This is a genomic window from Bradyrhizobium macuxiense (genome assembly GCF_007993935.1).
Classification (GTDB): domain Bacteria; phylum Pseudomonadota; class Alphaproteobacteria; order Rhizobiales; family Xanthobacteraceae; genus Bradyrhizobium; species Bradyrhizobium macuxiense_A.
Genome location: NZ_VITY01000002.1, coordinates 1 through 20,256 on the forward strand (window position 1 = coordinate 1; position 20,256 = coordinate 20,256).

Consider the following 20,256-nt stretch of genomic DNA (forward strand, 5'->3'; position numbering starts at 1 on the left):
AGAACGGCCTATAATCCTCTCGTAGGACCTCTCGAGCACGGTCTGCCCCCACACGCTTCTCCATCGCAACCTCCTTTGCTGGAGTGTTGCGACGAACGGTTGAATCCGCCCAGTACGCCGCGGCCTCTCCGCTCAATAGCAACTGCCTCTGGATACTGGATCACCCGCTTTCGCGGGTGATGACACCGAGAGCTTGGCTGTTTGACGTTTTGAATCGAGAACAATCCTCATCGTCGTCCTGGCGAAAGCCAGGACCCATTACCCCAGTTGCCAATTGTTGCACGACGCTGGGGCGGCAATCCCTCTCACAACTTGCATCGGTGGTTATGGGTCCTGGCTTTCGCCAGGACGACGACGGAGAGAGTTGTGTACTCCGGTGTCATCGACCGGGCGATCCAGTACGCCGCAGCCTCTCGGCTCAAGCACTGCTACCTCTGGAATACCGAATCACCCGCTTTCGCGGGTGATGACACCGAGCAAGCTGTTTGACGGTTGCGAGAGAACTACTCGGTCCGCGTCAGGATCGCCTGCTGTGCCGCATGCCAGCTCTCCTCGTCAGGCGCGCAGAGCAGGCCGCCGGTCAGATTGACCGGCTTGTAGGGTGATCCGTCGAAATGCGCGCTATAGCCGCCGGCCTCGCGATGCAACAGCCAGCCCGCGGCATGATCCCATGGCATCAGCTTGTTGTAGAACAACAGATGGCAATGGCCGGACGCCGCCATGCGATACTCATGGGCAGCGCATCGGAGCCAGGCGCTGACGCCAAGCTTGGACAGGTTGCCGGCGACGATCGGGCGCAGCGCCTCGGGCAGGAAATTGACGCCGATCACCGCGTCCATCTGATGGACCGGCACCGCCGGGGCCACCTTCAGGTCATGCCGCCGGCCGTCCGGCAATTCGAGCCATGCGCCCTCACCGCGCAGCGCGAACGCGGTGTCGTTGCAGACGGGATCATGGATCGCGCCGAACACGATCTCGCCGCGGATCGTGGCGGCCACCATGGTGCCGAACAGCGGCAGGCTCGAGGTGAAGTTCCGCGTGCCGTCGATCGGATCGACGATGAAGGCGAGCTCCGCGGTTCCGACCTGATCGAGCGCGGCCGGATCGCGCGATGTCGCTTCCTCGCCGATCACGGCCGCATTCGGAAACGCCCGGAGCAGCGCCGCCGAGATCGCCTGCTCGGCGAGCTCATCAGCTTCAGTGACGACGTCGAATGCCGATGTCTTGGTACGGACCTCGATCTCCCGGACGCGGCGAAACCGCGGCATGATCTCGGCACGGCCGACCTCAGTGAGGATGTTCCCGATGGTCAGCGCATCGGCATGGGACAGTTTCACGCGGCATTCTCCTGCGTTGCGCAGGCATCATATCGTGAAATCATGACCGCGCGGCAATCACCGGCGCTGGTTGTAGACATCGATGCAGACGGCGCCGAGCAGGACGAGGCCCTTGATCACCTGCTGATAATCGATGCCGATGCCGAGGATCGACATGCCGTTGTTCATCACGCCCATGATCATGGCGCCGACCACCGCGCCGCCGACCCGGCCGACGCCGCCATAGGCCGAGGCACCGCCGATGAAGCAGGCGGCGATCACGTCGAGCTCGAAGCCGAGCCCTGCCTTGGGCGTTGCGGTGTTGAGCCGCGCCGCGAACACCAGTCCGGCGAGCGCGGCCAGCACGCCCATGTTGACGAAGGTGAAGAAGGTCAGCCGCTCGGTCTTGACGCCCGACAGCTTCGCGGCCTTGGCGTTGCCGCCGACGGCGTAGATCTGCCGGCCGATCACGGTCCGCCGCGTGACAAAGCCATAGGCCGCGATCAGCACCGTCATGATGACGAGCACGTTCGGCAGGCCGCGATGCGAGGCGATCAGATAGGTGAAATAGAGCACCGCGCCCGCCAGCGCGATGCTCTTGGCGATGAAGAACGCGTAGGGCTCGACCTCGATGCCGTGCGACTGCTCGCGCGCCCGGCTCTTGGCGCTCGCCAGCACCAGCGCGAACGCCAGCACGACGCCGATCAGCAGCGAGGTCGGATACAACGTGCCGGCGCTCGGGAACAGTTCGGGTATGAAGCCCGACGACAGCTTCTGGAAGGTCGGCGGAAACGGCCCGACCGACCGGCCCTGCAGCACCGCGAGCGCAAGACCCTTGAACACCAGCATGCCCGCCAAGGTCACGATGAAGGACGGAATCTTGAAATAGGCGACCCAGTAGCCCTGCGCCGCGCCGATCGCGGCACCGATCAAGAGACAGGCAATGAAGGCGATCGGGTAGTCGACATGGTAGGTCACCATCAGCACCGCCGCGACCGCGCCGACGAACCCCGCGACCGAGCCGACCGACAGGTCGATATGCCCGGTGACGATCACCAGCAGCATGCCGAGCGCCATGATCACGATGTAGCTGTTCTGCAGCACGAGATTGGTGAGATTGACCGGCTGCAGCAGCGTGCCGTCGGTCACGATCTCGAAGAACAGCATGATCGCGAGCAGCGACAGCAGCATGCCGTAGTTGCGCAGATTGTTCTTGATGAAGCCGGAATGCTTGGGGGCCTCGGGAAGTGACACCGTCTTGTCGGTCATTGTGCTCCGCCTCCCGCGCGCGCCTCGCTGGCAGGGGCGCCGCTTCCGGACATCCTGACATTGCGCATGATGGCGCGCATGATCTTCTCCTGCGTCGCATCGTCCCTGGCGAACTCGCCGACGAAGGCGCCGTCATTCATCACACAGATCCGATCGCAGATGCCGAGCAATTCCGGCATCTCCGACGAGATCACCACGACGCCCTTGCCGGCCGCCGCGAGCTCATTGATGATACAATAAATCTCGTATTTTGCCCCGACGTCGATGCCGCGGGTCGGCTCGTCCAGCAACAGCACCTGCGGATCGGTCATCAGCCATTTCGACAGCACCACCTTCTGCTGGTTGCCGCCCGAGAGCTGCCCGGCCTCCTGATAGACGTCGGAACAGCGGATCCGCATCCGGTTGCGGTAATCGCTCGCAGCCTTCAGCTCGACGACATCGTCGATCACGCCGCGATCGGCGACCTGGCGAAGGCTCGCCAGCGTCACGTTCTTGCGGACGTCGTCGGCGAGGATCAACCCGAGCTGCTTGCGGTCCTCGGTGACATAGGCGAGGCCGGCATGGATCGCGGCCGGCACGTTGGCGAAGCTCGCCTCGCGTCCGTCAAGGCTGATCTTGCCGGTGATGTTGTAGCCCCAGGCCCTGCCGAACAGGCTCATGGCGAACTCGGTGCGGCCGGCGCCCATCAGACCGGCGATGCCGACCACCTCGCCGCGACGCACCTTGAAGTCGACGTTCTTGATCACCTGCCGGGTGGTGTGCAGCGGGTGATACACCGACCAGTTCTCCACATTCATCACGGGATCGCCGATCGCGACATTGCGCTCCGGGAAGCGATGCGCGAGATCGCGGTTGACCATGCTGCGGATGATCCGGTCCTCGTCGACCGCTTCGGTCCGGCAATCGATGCTGTCGACGGTGCGGCCGTCGCGCAGCACCGTGATGCGGTCGGCGACGCGTGCGACTTCGTTCAGCTTGTGCGAGATCAGGATCGAGGCGATGCCCTGCTCGCGGAAGGCCAGCAGCCGGTCGAGCAGCGCGGCGCTGTCGGCCTCGTTGAGGCTCGCGGTCGGCTCGTCGAGGATCAGGAGGCGCACCTGCTTCGACAGCGCCTTCGCGATCTCGACCAGCTGCTGCTTGCCGACGCCGAGATCGGTGACCAGGGTGTCCGGCGATTCCCGCAGGCCGACTTGCGCCAGCAGCTCCGCGGTCCGCCGGTACACCGCGTTGCGGTCGATCACTCCGTACCGCGACGGCGCGCGCGAGAGAAAAATATTCTCGGCGATCGACATCAGCGGGATCAGCGCCAGTTCCTGGTGGATGATGATGATCCCCAGCGCCTCGGAATCGTTGATGTCGCGGAACCGGCGCTCCGCGCCGTCGAACAGGATCGACCCTTCATAGCTGCCGGCGGGGTAGACCCCGCTCAGCACCTTCATCAGGGTCGACTTGCCGGCGCCGTTCTCGCCGACCAGAGCGTGAATCTGGCCGGCTTCCACGGTGAAGCTGACGTCACGCAACGCCTGCACGCCAGCAAAGCTCTTGCTGACGCCGCGCATCTCAAGCATTGCCGTCATCGGATCATGTCTCGCAGCGTCGATCGGTTTCGGCGGGGTGCGTCCAGCTCACCCGCCTTAGTCGAATTGCGAGCGCTTATAGTAGCCGCTGTCAATCAGGACTTTCTCCCAATTGGTCTTGTCCACCACGACCGGCTTGAGCAGATAGGACGGAACCACCTTGACCCCATTGTTGTAGGTCTTGGTGTCGTTGACGCTGACCTCCTTCTTGCTCAGCACGGCATCGACCATGTCGGCCGTGACCTTGGCAAGATCGCGGGTGTCCTTGAAGATGGTCGAGTATTGCTCGCCGCGCAACATCGCCTTGATCGACGGCACCTCGGCGTCCTGGCCGCTGATATACGGCATCGGCTGGTCCTTGCTGCCGTAGCCGACACCCTTCAGCGAGGAGATGATGCCGATCGACAGACCATCATAGGGCGACAGCACCGCATCGACCCGCTTCTTGCCGTAGAAGGCGCTGAGCAGATTGTCCATCCGCGCCTGCGCGGTCGCGCCGTCCCAGCGCAGGGTCGCGACCTTGTCCATGCCCATCTGGCCGCTTGCGACCACCAGCTTGCCGCTGTCGATATACGGCTTCAGCACCGACATCGCGCCGTCGTAGAAGAAGTAGGCGTTGTTGTCGTCGGGCGAGCCGCCGAACAGCTCGATGTTGAAGGGCCCCTTGCCATCCTTCAGCCCGAGCGCGCTCACGATCGAGCTCGCCTGCAGCACGCCGACCTGGAAATTGTCGAAAGTCGCGTAATAGTCGACGTTGGGCGTGTCACGGATCAGACGGTCATAGGCGATGACCGTGATGCCCTGGGCCTTGGCCTGCTTCAGCGCGTCGGACAGCGTGGTGCCGTCGATTGCCGCAATGACCAGCACCTTGGCGCCCTTGGTCACCATGTTCTCGACCTGGGAGAGCTGGTTCGGAATGTCGTCATCGGCATATTGCAGGTCGGTGCCGTAACCGCGCTCCTTCAGCACCTTGACCATGTTGTTGCCGTCGTCGATCCAGCGTGCCGAGGATTTGGTCGGCATCGCGATGCCGATGGTCGGCTTGCTCTGGGCGAGCGCGTCCGGTGCGGCCGCGGTGAGACCTGCCAACGCCAGCGCAATCAACGAGACCTTCAATCTGAACATGCATCACTCCCTTGGCTTTTTGAGTTGTGTGTCGTTGCCTTGGACAGCGTCAATCGACCGCCATCATTCGTTGGATGGTCGCAAATCTACGGCGACCGCGGATTGGCGCCGGGGCCCGTCACGAACCGAAATCGCGCAAATGTCGATTAGACTCGTCAACAGCGCCATGCTCGCTCCGCACGATCAACCATATCGATCCTGCGATGCCGAAGTCACGTGCGAGTCATGCCGTGCGACGAACGAGCCGCAGCAGTGACGCGGAGGATCATAAGGCTCTGTCTCCCGGAATTGTTGGCGAGCGCCAGCATCCCCCATAACCTCTGGTGGCTTTGCACGGCATCTGGCAACCTTTGGTGGATGCTGCCCTTGCCGTTCTCCGGATGCAAGCACCATTTATTCAATCACCCGAATAAATTGATCGGAGACACGGAGGGTCACGAGGCGCTATCTCCCGAAATTGTTGGCAGTCGTCACCACCCGCCAGAATTTCCGGCGATCTTGCACTGCTTCTGGCCGAAGATGCCCCTACTGCGCTACGGAAGCAAGCGCGATTTATTTAATTTACCGAAGAAATTATTCGGAACCGGCGCGCGACAGCGGCGGAGGCTGCGGCCCTCTAATCGTCGATCTCGGAGAGATCATCGACGACCAGAAGTGCCTCGGCGAAATCGTCATCGCTGAAATAGGTGCTGCGGGTGATGACCACGGGGATGCCGGCCCGCGCGGCGGCGGCGAGGCCGTTGCCGGAATCCTCCACCGCGATGCAATCCGCCGGTCCAAGCCCGAGCCGCGCCAGAACCTCGAGATAGACGTCCGGCGCCGGCTTCTTCCGTGGCACGTCGTCGCCGGCGACGATCGCCTCGAACTGACCCGCCCAGTCCTGCCCCAGCGCAACCGACAGCAGCGCATCGATATTGCCATGCGAGGTCGTGGTGGCGATCGCGAGCCGCTGGCCGCGGCGGCGCGCACCGGCGAGCCAGGCGCGCACACCCGGCCGCAACGGGCAGCCGCCTGCCGCGATCAGCGCCGCGTAGCGCGCGGTCTTGATCGCGTGCAGGTCGGCGATATCTGCGAATGTCAGCGTAGGCACCGCGTTGCGCTCATCGAAGGCGCGGATGCGCTCCTTGCCGCCGGCGACCCGAAGCAGCCGCCCGTAAGTCACCTGGTCCCAGAACCAGTCGAGGCCGGCCTCGGCGAACGCCTCGTTGAAGGCGCGGCGATGCACCTCCTCGGTCTCGGCGAGCGTGCCGTCGACATCGAAGATCAAGGCACGCGCACCCGCGATGATGTCGCGCATCCCGGCAGTCCGGATCATCGCGAGCGCCTGATTCATCGTCCCTCGCCCGCCCCTTTCGCGAACACCCGGCTCGCCAGCACATCGCCGGCCTCGATCGACATCACGTCGTCGGCCGTGAGGGTGCGGTCGAGCTTCGCCACGATCCGGTTGGCCTGGCGCAGCCGGATGCGGTCGAGCGCGTTGCGGATCGAGCGGGCATTGGAGAACAGCGGCTGTTCCTTGCGAATGCCGATGTACCGGGTGAAGGCCCCGCGTGCTTCCGGGGAGAAACGATAATTCTGCTGCTGCAGCATCAGCTCGGCGATCCAGAGCAACTCCGGATCCGAATAATCCGGGAAGTCGATGTGATGCGCGATGCGGGAGCGGAAGCCCGGATTGCTCTGGAAGAACTTCTCCATGCGGTCGCCATAGCCGGCCAGGATCACCACGAGGTCCTCGCGCTGCGCTTCCATGATCTGCAACAGGATCTCGATCGCCTCTTGCCCGTAGTCGCGCTCGTTCTCGGGACGGTACAGGTAATAGGCCTCGTCGATGAACAAGACGCCGCCCATCGCCTTCTTCAGTATCTCCTTCGTCTTCGGCGCGGTGTGGCCGATATATTGCCCGACCAGATCATCGCGCGTGACGCTGATGACGTGGCCGCGGCGAACGAAGCCGAGCTTGTGCAGGATGCCGGCCATCCGCAGCGCGACCGTGGTCTTGCCGGTGCCGGGGTTGCCGGTGAACGACATGTGCAGGGTCGGAAATGTCGTCGCCAGCGCCATCTTCTGCCTGATGCGTTCGACCAGCAGGAGCGAAGCGATCTCGCGGATGCGGGTCTTCACCGGCTTCAGGCCGATCAGTTCGGAATCGAGCTGGTCGAGCACGTCGCCGATGCCGAGGTCGGCGAATTCATGCCGGAGGTCGATGGTCTCGATCGGCGTCTCGCGGATCTGTTGGCTGACTTGTTCTTGCGGTTGCGTCATCATCCTCTCGCTTCGAAAAAAGCTCCGTCGCCGCGGCGGGCGACGACGGAGAAGTGCATCCGGACCAGGCGGTCGAGGGAGCAACCCGCCTGGTTTGCCAACCGGACGCGGTCACTGATCGGCGTAGCGTTCGCCCTCGGGGCGCCCCGCCGCATAGGAATACGTCGCGTAGCGGACGTTGCGGCCGGCAGCTTCCTGACGGTCGAGCCGGAAGCCGGGCTCCTCGCGCGGCCGGTTGACGATGAAGGAGATCCGAACCGACTCCCAGCCAGGGCTGGAATCAAAACCGGAGATCCGGATATAACGGTCGCCATAGACCCGCCGGCAATCGGCGAGCTCCTTCATGATGCCGGCCGCATCGCGCAGGTCGAACATCGGCAGGCCCCACATGTCCCAATAGGTGTTGCGGGGATGCGGATCGTCGGTGAACTCGATGTTCACCGCCCAGCCCTTGTCGAGGCAGTATTGCACCTGCGCGGCGATCTGCTCATCGGTCAGATCAGGCAGGAAAGAGAAGCAGCCTTGGGTCACGCGCATGAGAAACTCCTGTCAGACCGCCGTGCTCGGCGTGGGAATGAAATCGGGGGCGTCCGTCGATTCGTAGTTGAAGGTGACGTCCTTCCAGACATCGAGCGCCTCGCGCAGCGGCGTGCAGGTCTGCGCCGCCTTGGCCAGGATCTCCGGGCCTTCATGGACGTAGTCGCGGCCCTCGTTGCGGGCGAGGATCATGGCTTCCAGCGCGACGCGGTTGGCGGTGGCGCCGGCCTGGATGCCGCGGGGGTGACCGATAGTGCCGCCGCCGAACTGCAGCACGACGTCCTCGCCGAGCAGGTCGAGCAGCTGGTGCATCTGGCCGGCGTGAATGCCGCCGGAGGCCACCGGCATCAGCTTGTTGAGGCTCGCCCAGTTCTGGTCGAAGAACACGCCGTGCTCGAGCTGCATCGGGTTGAAGTCCTCGCGGCAGATGTCGTAGTAGCCGCGCGTGGTGTTCGGGTCGCCCTCGAGCTTGCCGACCACGGTGCCGGCATGGATGTGATCGACGCCGGCGAGCCGCATCCATTTCGCGATCACACGGAACGAGACACCGTGGCTGCGCTGCCTTGTGTAGGTCGAATGACCGGCGCGGTGCAGATGCAGGATCATGTTGTTCCGGCGCGCCCACTTCGCCATCGACTGGATCGCGGTGTAGCCGATCACGAGGTCGATCATGACGATGTTGGAGCCGAGCTCATGGGCGAATTCGGCGCGCTCGTACATGTCCTCCATGGTCGCCGCGGTGACGTTGAGGTAGGTGCCCTTGATCTCGCCGGTCGCGGCCTGCGCGCGGTTGACCGCTTCCATGCAGTACAGGAAGCGCTCGCGCCAGTGCATGAAGGGCTGCGAGTTGATGTTCTCATCGTCCTTGGTGAAGTCGAGGCCGCCCTTCAGCGCCTCGTAGACGACGCGGCCGTAGTTGCGGCCGGACAGGCCGAGCTTCGGCTTCACGGTGGCGCCGAGCAAGGGACGGCCGAACTTGTCGAGCCGCTCGCGCTCCACCACGATCCCGGTAGCCGGGCCCTGGAAGGTCTTCACATAGGCGGTCGGCAGCCGCATGTCCTCGAGCCGCAACGCCTTGAGCGGCTTGAAGCCGAACACGTTGCCGATGATCGAGGCGGTCAGGTTCGAGATCGATCCCGCCTCGAACAAATCGAGGTCATAGGCGATATAAGCGAAGTAGCTGCCCGGCGAGTTCGGCACCGGATCGACGCGATAGCATTTCGCCCGATACTTCTCCGCGGCCGTCAGCCGATCGGTCCACACAACGGTCCAGGTCGCGGTCGAGGATTCGCCCGCCACCGCCGCGCAGGCCTCGGTCGGATCGACGCCGTCCTGCGGCGTGACGCGGAACAAGGCGATGACGTCGGTGTCCTTGGGCTCGTAGTCCGGCTCCCAATAGCCCATCCGCTTGTATTCCATCACGCCGGACTTGTAGCGATCCTTGCCACGCACGGTGATCGACTGCTGGACGTTCATCACAATCTCCTGTGTTTCGCTGGCCATTTGCTCAGGCGGCCTGGGTCATTTTTCCAATCTGCGGATCGAGCGCACCGGCGCGATAGCGGCGGGCCATCTCCGGCAGCGCGACCACCTTGATCCTCGCGGCATTGCCGGCGGTGCCGAACTGCTCGAAGCGATCGCGGCAGAGCTCACGCAGTGCATCCATCGCAGGCTTCAGAAATTTGCGCGGATCGAATTCGCTCTTCGACTGCGTGGCGACCTTGCGGAAGGCCGCGGCCATCGCCAGGCGGCAATCGGTGTCGATGTTGACCTTGCGCACGCCATGCTTGATGCCGCGGACGATCTCCTCGACCGGCACGCCCCAGGTCTGCGGCATCTCGCCGCCGAACTGGTTGAACACGTCCTGCAGCGCCTGCGGCACCGAGGACGAGCCGTGCATCACCAGATGCGTGTTGGGCAGGCGCGTGTGGATTTCCTCGACCACGCGCATCGCCAGGATCTCGCCGTCGGGCTTGCGGGTGAACTTGTAGGCGCCGTGCGAGGTACCCATCGCGATCGCCAGCGCATCGACCTTGGTGGCGCGGACGAAATCGACCGCCTGGTCGGGATCGGTGAGCAGCTGGTCGTGGCTGATCTTGCCTTCAACCCCGTGACCGTCCTCCTGCTCGCCGCCGCCATGCTCGAGCGAGCCGAGCACGCCGAGCTCGCCTTCGACCGACGCGCCGACCCAGTGCGCCATCTCGACGACCCGGCGGGTGATATCGACATTGTAGTCATAATCGGCCGCGGTCTTGGCGTCGGCCTTGAGCGAGCCGTCCATCATCACGGAGGTGAAGCCGTAGCGGATCGCGGTGGCGCAGGTCGCCTCCTCGTTGCCGTGGTCGAGATGCAGGCAGAGCGGGATCTGCGGATGCATCTCCTCCAGCGCATCGATCATCTTCGCCAGCATGATGTCGTTGGCATAGGACCGCGCGCCGCGCGACGCCTGAATGATGACCGGCGCGTCGCAGGATGCCGCCGCCTCCATGATGGCGAGGCCCTGCTCCATATTGTTGATGTTGAAGGCCGGCACGCCGTAGCCGCGTTCGGCGGCGTGGTCCAGCAATTGCCTCAGTGTGATCCGCGCCATCGTGGCGTCCTCCTTTCAATTCGCTCGTTGCATGAGCTGTTTTGCCGCCGCGGCGATTGCCGCAGGCGTGATGCCGAATTCGCGGTACAGCACGTCGGCCGGCGCGGACGCGCCGAATCCGGTCATGCCCACGAAGGCTCCGTTGTCACCGAGCCAGCGGGCCCAGTCGCCTTCGACGGCGGCTTCGACGCCGACGCGCGGCGCGCTGCCCAGAACTTTTGCGCGATAGTCGCTCGGCTGCTGGCGGAACAGGTCGAAGCACGGGGCCGAGACGACCGCGGCTTGTACTCCTGCTTCCGCCAGCAGCTTTGCGGCTTCGAGCGCGATCGCCACCTCCGAACCCGTTGCAATCAGGGTGACGTCACGCGCGAAGGCCGGCTCGACGAGAACGTAGGCGCCGAGCGCAACCTGGTTGTCCCTGCTGCCCTCGCGCACCGTCGGCAGCGCCTGCCGCGACAGGCAGAGGATCGACGGCGAAGTCTCTGCCTTCAGCGCGCAGTCCCAGGCCTCCGCGGTCTCGACCGCGTCGGCCGGACGGAACACCAGCACGTTCGGGATCGCCCGCAGCGCCGCCAGATGCTCGACCGGCTGATGTGTCGGCCCGTCCTCGCCAAGCCCGATCGAATCGTGCGTCATCACATGGATGACGCGGATCCCCATCAGCGCCGCCATGCGGATCGCCGGGCGGCTGTAATCCGCAAAGCTGAGGAAGGTACCGCCATAGGGAATGAAGCCGCCATGCAAAGCGATGCCGTTCATCGCCGCCGCCATGCCATGCTCGCGAATGCCATAGTGGATATAGCTGCCGTCCAGCGTTTCCGGCCGCACCGAAACCTGCGACTTCGCCTGCGTCAGGTTGGAGTGCGTGAGGTCGGCCGAGCCGCCGAGCAGATTGGGCAAGGCTTCCGCGATCACGTCGATGACCTGCTGCGAGGCCTGCCGCGTCGCGAGCTTCGGCCGCTCGGTCGCAAAGCGCTCGACGAGCGCCGCCATCGCCTTGGTATAGGCGCAGGGCAATTTCCGGTTCAGCGCGTCGTGGAACGGCGATCGCTCACGCTTCTCGGCCTTGCAGGCGCAGCGCGAGCGCTCGATCCAGGCGCGCCGTGCGTCGCGGCCGCGGCCGCCGAGCTCACGCCATTCGGCCAGCACCGCCGCGGGGACTTCGAAGGCCGGATACGGCCAGCGCAGCGCGCTGCGGGTCTTCACCACCTCGTCGGCGCCGAGCGGCGCGCCATGCACCTTCTCGCTGCCCTGCCGGTTCGGCGCACCGAACCCGATCACGGTGCGGCAGGCGATCAGCGAGGGCCGATCGCTCGCGCGTGCCTGCCTGATCGCCGCGGAGATCGCCTGCGGATCGTGACCGTCGATGCGGCGGACGTTCCAGCCGCTGGCCGCAAACCGCGCCGTCTGGTCGTCCGAGCAGGACAGCGAGGTCGCACCATCGATCGAGATCTGGTTGTCGTCGAACAGCACGATCAGCCGGTTTAGCCGCAAATGGCCGGCGAGCGAGATCGCCTCATGGCTGAGGCCTTCCATCAGGCAGCCATCGCCGGCGATCACATAGGTGTAGTGGTCGACCAGATCGTCGCCGAAGCGGGCGTTCATCAAGCGCTCGGCGAGCGCCATTCCGACCGCGGTCGCGATCCCCTGCCCGAGCGGCCCGGTCGTGGTCTCGACACCCGGCGTATGGCCATACTCGGGATGGCCGGGGGTTTGCGATCCCCACTGCCGGAACGCCTTGAGCTGATCGAGCGTCATGCTCTCGTAGCCGGTGAGGTAGAGCAGCGCGTAGAGCAGCATCGAGCCGTGCCCCGCCGACAGCACGAAACGGTCGCGGTCGGGCCAGGCCGGATCGGCGGGATCGAACTTCAGGAAGTCGGTGAACAGCACAGTCGCGACATCGGCCATGCCCATCGGCATGCCGGGATGGCCGGACTTCGCCTGCTCCACCGCGTCGACGGCGAGGAAGCGGATGGCGTTCGCCATCTCGTCGTGGCTGATGTCGGGGCGGCTGGCAACGGACGCAAGTGCGGTCATATCGTTCGCCTCTTTCGTTCGATCAATTGCAGGATCAGCGGGGTCAGGATGAGCTGCATCGCGAGGTCGAGCTTGGCGCCGTGCACCACGATCGAATTGGCGCGCGACATGAAGCTGTTCGGGATCATCGAGAGCAGATAGGGAAAGTCGATGCCGCGCGGGTTCTTCAGCCGGATCACGACCATCGATTCATCCGGCGTCGGGATCCAGCGCGCGATGAACGGGTTCGAGGTATCGACCGTCGGCACGCGCTGGAAGTTGATGTCGGTCTCGGTGAATTGCGGGCAGATGTAGTTCACGTAATCCGGCATGCGGCGCAGGATGGTGTCGGTCACCGCCTCGGTGGAATAGCCGCGATGGCTGCGGTCACGGTGCAGCTTCTGGATCCATTCGAGGTTAATGACCGGCACGACGCCGATCTTGAGGTCGGCGTGCTGCGCGACGTTCACCTTGTCGGTGACCACGGCGCCGTGCAGGCCCTCGTAGAACAAGAGGTCGGAGTTCTCCGGCAACGCCTCCCAGGCGGTAAATGTGCCGGGCTTGGCGCCATAGAGCCGCGCCTCCTCCTCGTCGTGCACATAGTGCCGCGTCGTTCCGGTGCCGGTCTCGGCATAGTCGCGGAACAGCTTCTCCAGCTCCTCGAACAGATTGGTCTCGGGGCTGAAATGGCTGAAGTTCTTGTTGCCGCGCTCGGCCCGCTCCGCCATCAGGCTGCGCATCTCGGCGCGGTCGTAGCGGTGGAAGGCGTCGCCCTCGATATAGGCCGCAACCACGTTCTCGCGGCGGAAGATGTTCTCGAACGTCTTCTTCACCGAGGTGGTGCCGGCGCCGGACGAGCCGGTGATCGAAATGATGGGATATCGACGAGACATACGGTCCCCCTTCAGCGGAACAGGCCGCGCCGCGCGAACAGCGGGGCATCGCTGCTCTCGAACAACGGCTCGACGGTCAGGTGGATCGCATCGACGTCGCGCACGGCGCGCGCCGATCCCATGATCAGCGGCACGCGCTGATGCGGCGTGCGTGCCGACAGTTCGAGAATCCGCGACCGGCCGCTGGATGCCGCGCCGCCGGCCCATTCCATGATCAGCGCGATGGGATGCGCTTCATACAGCAGCCGCAGCCGGCCTTCGCGGTAGCCCTGGCGCGCATCCGCCGGATACAGGAACACGCCGCCGCGCATCAGGATGCGGTAGGCTTCCGCCACCAGCGAGCCGATCCAGCGCATGTTGAAGTCCTGCCCGCGCTCGCCGTTCACGCCGGCCAGGCACTCGTCGATATAGTTGCGCACCTGGCCGCTCCAGTGCCGACGGTTGGAGGCATTGATGGCGAATTCCGGCGTATCCTGTGGCACCCGCAGGTCGCGCGCAGTCAGCACGAACTCGCCGGTTCGCGGATCCAGCGTGAAGCAGTCGACGCGCTGGTCGAGCGCCAGCACCAGAACGGTCTGTGGACCGTAGATGAAGCAACCGGCGGCGCATTGCGCCGTGCCGGGCTCGAAGAAGGTCGAGATGATGTCGTTGCCCTTCGGCCGGATCGAGAAGATCGTGCCGATCGAGATATTGTTTTCGAGATTGGCGGATCCATCGAGCGGATCGATCGCGACACAGAGCGACGCGTCCGGATCGAGCGTCTCGGGCAGTTCGACCTCCTCCGAGACAACGGCGGCGACCGGCGCGGCGCGCAGCGCGTCGCGCATCAGGCGGTCGGCGACGATGTCGATGGTCTTCTGGCGATCGCCGTCGGGATTGACACCACCGCTCTCGCCGACCATGCCGGCGAGCGGCCCGGCGGCAATGATGCGCGACAGCTCGATCGCGGCACCGGCAAGCGCTTCGATCACCGCAACGGTCGCGGCGCGCAACGGGCTATGCTGCGTCGGCCACTCCAGATGGGCATGCAATGCAGGACGAATCTCCACCGGCCTCTCCCTTTGATCGCGCCCTCTGTCCCGAGGTGTCGAGAGGCGACCGCTGGGGAGTCGCCTTCGCCGTATCAACGCGCGAATTGCCCAATTAGGGAAATTTTATTATCTTTGGTCCGGGCAAAGTATTTCTTATGGAGCTGGGCATGGCCGGCAACTTCACGCGGGATCTCACCATTCGCCAGTTGCGCGCACTCTCCACCCTGCACGAGGCCGGCTCGATCACGTCGGCGGCCAACCGGTTGAACCTGACGCAACCCGCGGTGACACTGCAGCTCCGCAACCTGCAAACGCTCGCGGGACTGCCGTTGATCCAACGCACCGGCGACGGCATGGCGCTGACGGATGCCGGCGCGCATGTGCTGACGCTGGTCGAGCGGATCGAGGCGGCGCTGAAGGATTGCGAGCAGTCGCTCGACATGATCGCGGGCCGCAGCGGCGGCCGCGTCGCGATGGGCGCGGTCTCGACCGCGAAATATTTCGTGCCGTTCGCGATCGCGGCGTTCTCGCGCCGCTTTCCCAAGATCGAGGTGACGCTGCGGATCGGCAACCGCGAGGAAATCCGCGACGCGCTGCGCGGCTACGACCTCGACATCGCGGTCATGGGCAGGCCGCCGGCCGATGTCGAGGTCGAGATGAAGCCGCTCGGCCGCCATCCGCACTTCATCATCGCCGCCCCCGATCATCGGCTGGCGCGGCGACGGCACGTCTCCCCGCCGGAGCTCGCCAATGAAACCTTCATCACCCGCGAGCAGGGATCCGGAACGCGGATGCTGATGCAGCAATATTTCGAGCGTGTCGGGCTTGAGCCGAAGCTCGGCATGGCCATGGACAGCAACGAGACCATCAAGCAGGCGGTCATGGCCGGGCTCGGCATCGCCTTCATTTCCCAGCACACCGTGTTCCACGAGCTGGAGGACGGCCGGCTGGTGGTGCTCAAGGTGAAGGGCCTGCCGATCGTCCGGCAGTGGCATGCAATCAGGCGGTCCGACAAGATCCTGCTGCCGCCCGCGCAGGCGATGCTGGACTTCCTCGGCAAGGAGGGCTGGCGCTACTTGCCGAATTCGCACTAGCCGCAACGCGTGCGCGATCGAGAAAATCAAGCCGCTACCGTATGTTAACCATTGAAGTTCCGGCAAGCGCATGGCACATCTTGAGCGCGGTCGCCTGGCGGACCGTATCCCTGCGAGGGAGGATGAACTGCAAAACCAGTCCCCGCCGATGCCTGACTTCAAGGCGTTATTCGAGGCGGCGCCCGGCCTCTATCTGGTGCTGACCCAGCCCGACTTCCGTATCGTGGCAGCAAGCGACGCCTATCTGCGCGCCACCAAGACCGAGCGCGCCGCTATCCTTGGGCGCGGGCTGTTCGACGTGTTTCCCGATAATCCGGACGATCCGGCCGCCGACGGGGTGCGGAACCTGCGCGCCTCGCTCGAGCGCGTGGTCCAGTTCCGCCGCCCCGACACCATGTCGGTGCAGAAATACGATATCCGCAAACCCGAGTCGGAGGGCGGCGGATTCGAGGAAAAGTACTGGAGCCCGCGCAATACACCGGTGTTCGGGCCGAGCGGGCAGTTCATCTACATCATCCATCGGGTCGAAGACGTCACCGGCTTCATTCAGCTGAAGCAGCGCGGCGCCGAGCAGGACAAGCTGACCGACCGGCTGCGCGAGCGCACCGAGCAGATGGAAGCCGAGATCTTCATGCGCGCCCGCGAGGTCGAGGCCGCCCGCGAGCAGCTCGAAACCGAGCAGAAGCTGCGCCAGGTGCAGAAGATGGAGGCCGTCGGGCACCTCTCCGGCGGCATCGCGCACGACTTCAACAACATCCTGACCGTCATCACCGGCCTAATCGACATCCTCGCGGAAGCCGTTGCACATGATGCCGCGCTGTCGTCCGTGGCCAAGATGATCACCGACGCCGCATTCCGCGGTGCCGAGGTGACCAAGCACCTGCTGGCCTTCTCGCGGCTGCAGCCGCTGCAGCCGCGTGAAGCCAATCTCAACACGCTGGTACAGGACACCGCGCGGCTGCTGCGGCCTTCGCTCGGCGAGCAGATCGAAATCGACACCGCACTCGAACCCGACGCCTGGACCGCATTCATCGATCCGAACCATATGGCAACGGCGCTGCTCAATCTCGCCGTCAACGCCCGCGACGCGATGCCCGACGGCGGCAAGCTGATGCTGGAGACCAGCAACGTCATCCTCGACGAGGTCTATGCCGCCGCCAACCCCGATGTGCGGGCCGGTGAATATGTGATGGTCGCGGTCAGCGACACCGGCGAAGGAATCCCCGCGGCGATCCGCGACAAGGTGTTCGAACCGTTCTTCACCACCAAGGATACCGGCAAGGGCACCGGCCTCGGGCTGAGCATGGTCTACGGCTTCATCAAGCAGTCCGACGGCCATCTCAAGATCTATTCCGAAGAAGGCCACGGCACCTCGATCAAGCTCTATCTGCCGCGCAGCATGGGCGACATGGTCGATGTCGAGCCGCCTGCTCCGGTCGACACGCGCGGCGGCCATGAATCCATCCTGGTCGTCGAAGACGATCCGCTGGTGCGCAACTATGTCAGCGCCCAGCTCGAGCAGCTCGGCTACCGAACGATGGTCACCGCCAACGGTCCGGAAGCATTGGCCGCCGTCGACAACGGGTTCGTCTGCGACGTGCTGTTCACCGACGTCATCATGTCCGGCGGCATGAACGGCCGGCAGGTGGCCGATGCCGTGACCGCCAGGCTGCCCTCGGTGCGTGTGCTCTTCACCTCCGGCTATACCGAGGACGCGATCATCCACCACGGCCGCCTCGATCCCGACGTAACGCTGTTGCCGAAGCCGTATCGCAAGGCCGATCTCGCCCGGATGATCCGGCAGGTGCTGACGCAGCCCCCCGCATCGGCAGTGGCTGCCAAGTAACGCCTAAAGCGCGATGAGTTTTGGTTGAATCAGCTTGGCGCGGTCTCGCTTCACCTCTCCCCATTGGGGAGAGGTCGGATTGCGAAGCAATCCGGGTGAGGGTTCTTGCTCTCTCGATAGACCGCAACCCCTCACCCGATTTGCTGCGCAAATCGACCTCTCCCAAGGGAGAGGTGAACTACCGACGCCGTTCCAGCTCAGCGTAATCTCGTCAGGCTCTAGGGACCAAAGCTCGAGCGGCTCTGGATCTTCCAGGCGCCGCCGAGCAGGCTCAGCACGTAGAGCGAATCGTAGATCCCGATGACCGATCCATCCTCGCGGTAGCGCGTGTAGCGGACGGCGTAATGCGCCTTCGCCGGCGAGGACTGGACCAGCCTGGTCTCGTTCCAGGCGCTGTGATGCCAGCCGTCCTGCTTCCGCAACCGCTCGAACAGGTCCATCGGATTGTTGCCGCTCTGCTGATAGACGGTGACCGCCCCACCCGCGATCCGCACATGCGGGAAGTGCATCAAAGCGTCCATCGCAGCGGCATCGTAGTGATTGAGCGCGGTCATCCAGCGCGTCAGCACATCCTCGCATCTCACTTCATCGTCGCGCGAGATCTGCGCTTCGACGGTGTAGGTCGCGGCTGGCTCAGCCATCATGCCTCTCCGCTCTGCTTTCTGATCTGGTCAGCCGGCACCGCACAGCCGGACAGGAAGAGCGCCGCACACGCCTTGGCGCGCGCTTCCATCTCGCTGTGCAGTGGCGCAGGCTTGTGCCCGTACATGACATCGCGCTGCGGCTTGAAGACGAGCATACCGAGCAGCATGCCCGCCGCGGCCTCAGTATCATCGAGCACGATCCGTCCGCGCCGCTGCTGCACATTCAGCCAGCTCGCGAGCGAGGCAATGGTTCGCTGCATCGCCTTTTCGTAGAACGTCTCGGCGATGTCGGGAAACTTGTCGCTGTCGGCCAGGATGATGCGTTGCAGGGCGATGACCTCGGCATCGAGCACGAGCTCGGCGCAGGTCAAAAGCACGCCCTCCAGCGCCGCCGCCACGTCGCGGCCGTCGCAGGCGCCGAAATTCACGATCGACACGAACCGATCCATCCGATCCGTCACCGTTTCCTCGAACAGCGCCAGCTTGGTCGGGACCAGCCGGTACAGCGTCTTGGTGGAGACGCCGGCGCGGCAGGCCACGTCGGCGATGTTCGCCGCCGCGAACCCGCGCTCCGAGAACTCGCGCCGCGCGGCGTCATAGATCAGCGCCCGCGTCTCGTCGTCGGAGCGAAGCTGCGGCCGCCCGCGGCCGCGCCGTTCCGGCACAGCCAGGCTTTGCTCAGTCTGATCTTTGTCATTCCGGTTCATCGGCAAGCCATGCTTTTAGATGATGCCTGTCATTCTATTGACAGTCCCAATATGGGCTCTATTTTGGAAAACATCAAGTTTCCTAATTATCCCGGGCAACCGATAGCAGAATTCACAAGGTTTCCCAGATGGATAGAAAGATTTCAGGAGCGACTGCCATGAGCCAGCATGAAACCTCTTTCAAGGCCGAGAGCCAGGTTCCGGCCGAAACCGCCAAGCAATTGATCGCCACCTCGGAAACGGCCAAGCCCCCCGCCGCCAAGGGCAAGCTTCGCCGCCTCCTCCTCGCCGGAGCGGCCTTGGCCGTCCTCGCGGGCGGCGCCTGGTACAGCTGGGACTACTGGACGGTCGGCCGCTTTCAGGTCTCGACCGACGACGCATATGTGAAGGCCGACAACACGACCATTGCGCCGAAAGTCTCCGGCTATCTCAGCGCGGTGCTGGTGGGCGACAATGAGCATGTACGTGCCGGCCAGATGCTGGCGCGGATCGACGATCGCGATTTCAAGGTCGCACTCGATCAGGCCAAGGCCGACGTCGCCGCCGCTGAAGCCGCGATCACAAGCAAGCGCGCGCAGCTCGACGTGCAGCAGTCGGTGATCGAAGCGGCCCGCGCAACGCTCGCCGTCGATACCGCGAACCAGACCTTTGCCGAGCAGGAGAACAAGCGCTACACCGATCTCGCCGGCACCGGTTTCGGCAGCGTGCAGAACGCACAGCAGGCGCAGTCGCGCTACGCCAGCGCGCAGGCCGCCGTCGCCCGCGATAACGCGAACCTCGCCTCCGCGCTGCATCAGGTGGAGCTGCTCAAGGCCGACATCGCCCAGGCCGTCGCGTCGCAGGCACGGGCGACCGCGCTCCAGCACCAGGCCGAATTGAACCTCGGCTACACCACCATCACCGCGCCGATCGACGGCGTGGTCGGCAACCGCACGCTGCGCACCGGCCAGTTCGTCCAGGCCGGCACGCAACTGATGTCGCTGGTGCCGGCCACCGGCGCCTATGTGATCGCGAACTACAAGGAGACGCAGCTCACCAATGTCCGCAAGGGCCAGCCGGTCGAGATCGCCGTCGATATGTTCCCGGGCCACGTGGTGCGCGGCCATGTCGACAGCCTCGCGCCCGCCAGCGGTCAGGAATTCGCGCTGCTGCCGCCGGATAACGCGACCGGCAACTTCACCAAGGTGGTGCAGCGCATCCCGGTGAAGATCGCGCTCGATGCAACGCCGGTCGAACTGCGGCCCGGCATGTCGGTCATCCCGACCATCGCGACCACAACGCAAACCGCTGAAGCCCCGCGCTCCAGCGCTTCTCCCAAGCTCGCTGTCGCCTCTTTCAAATAGGTGATG

At 64.5% G+C, this 20,256-nt stretch carries 17 protein-coding genes; 3 read left to right on the forward strand and 14 right to left on the reverse strand.

Going from position 1 to position 20,256, the window contains the following annotated elements; genetic code table 11:
- Positions 1–503: 503 nt before the first annotated feature.
- From FBZ93_RS04280 to FBZ93_RS04335, 12 genes are all read right to left on the reverse strand, one after another.
- Positions 504–1,337 (reverse strand): inositol monophosphatase family protein, encoded by an 834-nt coding sequence (locus tag FBZ93_RS04280; protein ID WP_246667360.1) that lies wholly within the window; start codon positions 1,335–1,337, stop codon positions 504–506.
- 57 nt (positions 1,338–1,394) lie between these two features.
- Positions 1,395–2,585: a multiple monosaccharide ABC transporter permease gene (gene mmsB / locus FBZ93_RS04285; protein WP_050421854.1), complete on the reverse strand. Its 1,191-nt coding sequence runs from the start codon at positions 2,583–2,585 to the stop codon at positions 1,395–1,397.
- A complete protein-coding gene (mmsA, locus tag FBZ93_RS04290; RefSeq protein WP_146984750.1) occupies positions 2,582–4,162 on the reverse strand; it encodes a multiple monosaccharide ABC transporter ATP-binding protein in 1,581 nt (526 codons plus the stop codon). Before mmsA ends, mmsB begins: the two co-directional genes overlap by 4 nt.
- A 57-nt stretch (positions 4,163–4,219) precedes the next feature.
- Positions 4,220–5,287, reverse strand: coding sequence for a multiple monosaccharide ABC transporter substrate-binding protein (gene chvE, locus FBZ93_RS04295; protein WP_146984751.1), 1,068 nt, complete (start codon positions 5,285–5,287; stop codon positions 4,220–4,222).
- Between the two features lie 616 nt (positions 5,288–5,903).
- On the reverse strand, positions 5,904–6,620 hold the full coding sequence (locus FBZ93_RS04300; protein ID WP_146984752.1) for an HAD family hydrolase: 717 nt from the start codon (positions 6,618–6,620) through the stop codon (positions 5,904–5,906).
- A complete protein-coding gene (gene cbbX, locus FBZ93_RS04305) occupies positions 6,617–7,549 on the reverse strand; it encodes a CbbX protein (protein ID WP_146984753.1) in 933 nt (310 codons plus the stop codon). The genes FBZ93_RS04300 and cbbX overlap by 4 nt, the downstream gene beginning before the upstream one ends.
- 111 nt (positions 7,550–7,660) lie before the next feature.
- The gene (locus FBZ93_RS04310; protein WP_146984754.1) at positions 7,661–8,086 is read right to left on the reverse strand and encodes a ribulose bisphosphate carboxylase small subunit; all 426 of its coding nucleotides are present in this window, start codon (positions 8,084–8,086) and stop codon (positions 7,661–7,663) included.
- 12 nt (positions 8,087–8,098) lie between these two features.
- On the reverse strand, positions 8,099–9,562 hold the full coding sequence (locus tag FBZ93_RS04315) for a form I ribulose bisphosphate carboxylase large subunit (protein ID WP_146984755.1): 1,464 nt from the start codon (positions 9,560–9,562) through the stop codon (positions 8,099–8,101).
- A 31-nt stretch (positions 9,563–9,593) separates the two neighbouring features.
- Positions 9,594–10,676 carry a class II fructose-bisphosphate aldolase gene (gene fba, locus FBZ93_RS04320; RefSeq protein WP_146984756.1) on the reverse strand — a complete coding sequence of 361 codons (1,083 nt, stop codon included), beginning with the start codon at positions 10,674–10,676 and terminating at the stop codon, positions 9,594–9,596.
- Positions 10,677–10,691: 15 nt separating this feature from the next.
- Entirely contained in the window at positions 10,692–12,713 is a 2,022-nt protein-coding gene (gene tkt, locus FBZ93_RS04325; RefSeq protein WP_146984757.1) for a transketolase, read from the reverse strand.
- Positions 12,710–13,585 (reverse strand): phosphoribulokinase, encoded by an 876-nt coding sequence (locus tag FBZ93_RS04330; protein WP_146984758.1) that lies wholly within the window; start codon positions 13,583–13,585, stop codon positions 12,710–12,712. The genes tkt and FBZ93_RS04330 overlap by 4 nt, the downstream gene beginning before the upstream one ends.
- An 11-nt stretch (positions 13,586–13,596) precedes the next feature.
- Positions 13,597–14,616 (reverse strand): class 1 fructose-bisphosphatase, encoded by a 1,020-nt coding sequence (locus FBZ93_RS04335; RefSeq protein ID WP_146985342.1) that lies wholly within the window; start codon positions 14,614–14,616, stop codon positions 13,597–13,599.
- Positions 14,617–14,783: 167 nt separating this feature from the next.
- Here FBZ93_RS04335 and FBZ93_RS04340 point away from each other — a divergent pair, with 167 nt between their 5' ends.
- Positions 14,784–15,710: a LysR family transcriptional regulator gene (locus FBZ93_RS04340; protein WP_167528924.1), complete on the forward strand. Its 927-nt coding sequence runs from the start codon at positions 14,784–14,786 to the stop codon at positions 15,708–15,710.
- A gap of 148 nt (positions 15,711–15,858) precedes the next feature.
- Positions 15,859–17,556, forward strand: a complete 1,698-nt coding sequence (locus FBZ93_RS04345) for an ATP-binding protein (protein ID WP_146984760.1) — start codon at positions 15,859–15,861, stop codon at positions 17,554–17,556.
- A 218-nt stretch (positions 17,557–17,774) separates the two neighbouring features.
- Here the strand turns inward: FBZ93_RS04345 and FBZ93_RS04350 are convergent, their stop codons facing one another.
- The gene (locus FBZ93_RS04350; RefSeq protein WP_146984761.1) at positions 17,775–18,197 is read right to left on the reverse strand and encodes a hypothetical protein; all 423 of its coding nucleotides are present in this window, start codon (positions 18,195–18,197) and stop codon (positions 17,775–17,777) included.
- Positions 18,197–18,907 (reverse strand): TetR/AcrR family transcriptional regulator, encoded by a 711-nt coding sequence (locus tag FBZ93_RS04355; RefSeq protein WP_146984762.1) that lies wholly within the window; start codon positions 18,905–18,907, stop codon positions 18,197–18,199. The genes FBZ93_RS04350 and FBZ93_RS04355 overlap by 1 nt, the downstream gene beginning before the upstream one ends.
- Positions 18,908–19,065: 158 nt before the next feature.
- Here FBZ93_RS04355 and FBZ93_RS04360 point away from each other — a divergent pair, with 158 nt between their 5' ends.
- Entirely contained in the window at positions 19,066–20,250 is a 1,185-nt protein-coding gene (locus FBZ93_RS04360; protein ID WP_146984763.1) for an HlyD family secretion protein, read from the forward strand.
- Positions 20,251–20,256 lie beyond the last annotated feature (6 nt).

Bases quoted from the DNA above. Each gene is read 5' to 3' on its own strand.
- mmsB (WP_050421854.1), bottom strand. From the start codon at position 2,585: ATGACCGACAAGACGGTGTCACTTCCCGAGGCCCCCAAGCATTCCGGC.
- mmsA (WP_146984750.1), bottom strand. From the start codon at position 4,162: ATGACGGCAATGCTTGAGATGCGCGGCGTCAGCAAGAGCTTTGCTGGC.
- chvE (WP_146984751.1), bottom strand. From the start codon at position 5,287: ATGTTCAGATTGAAGGTCTCGTTGATTGCGCTGGCGTTGGCAGGTCTC.
- FBZ93_RS04300 (WP_146984752.1), bottom strand. From the start codon at position 6,620: ATGAATCAGGCGCTCGCGATGATCCGGACTGCCGGGATGCGCGACATC.
- cbbX (WP_146984753.1), bottom strand. From the start codon at position 7,549: ATGACGCAACCGCAAGAACAAGTCAGCCAACAGATCCGCGAGACGCCG.
- FBZ93_RS04310 (WP_146984754.1), bottom strand. From the start codon at position 8,086: ATGCGCGTGACCCAAGGCTGCTTCTCTTTCCTGCCTGATCTGACCGAT.
- FBZ93_RS04315 (WP_146984755.1), bottom strand. From the start codon at position 9,562: ATGAACGTCCAGCAGTCGATCACCGTGCGTGGCAAGGATCGCTACAAG.
- fba (WP_146984756.1), bottom strand. From the start codon at position 10,676: ATGGCGCGGATCACACTGAGGCAATTGCTGGACCACGCCGCCGAACGC.
- tkt (WP_146984757.1), bottom strand. From the start codon at position 12,713: ATGACCGCACTTGCGTCCGTTGCCAGCCGCCCCGACATCAGCCACGAC.
- FBZ93_RS04330 (WP_146984758.1), bottom strand. From the start codon at position 13,585: ATGTCTCGTCGATATCCCATCATTTCGATCACCGGCTCGTCCGGCGCC.
- FBZ93_RS04340 (WP_167528924.1), top strand. From the start codon at position 14,784: ATGGCCGGCAACTTCACGCGGGATCTCACCATTCGCCAGTTGCGCGCA.
- FBZ93_RS04345 (WP_146984760.1), top strand. From the start codon at position 15,859: ATGCCTGACTTCAAGGCGTTATTCGAGGCGGCGCCCGGCCTCTATCTG.
- FBZ93_RS04350 (WP_146984761.1), bottom strand. From the start codon at position 18,197: ATGGCTGAGCCAGCCGCGACCTACACCGTCGAAGCGCAGATCTCGCGC.
- FBZ93_RS04355 (WP_146984762.1), bottom strand. From the start codon at position 18,907: ATGAACCGGAATGACAAAGATCAGACTGAGCAAAGCCTGGCTGTGCCG.
- FBZ93_RS04360 (WP_146984763.1), top strand. From the start codon at position 19,066: ATGAGCCAGCATGAAACCTCTTTCAAGGCCGAGAGCCAGGTTCCGGCC.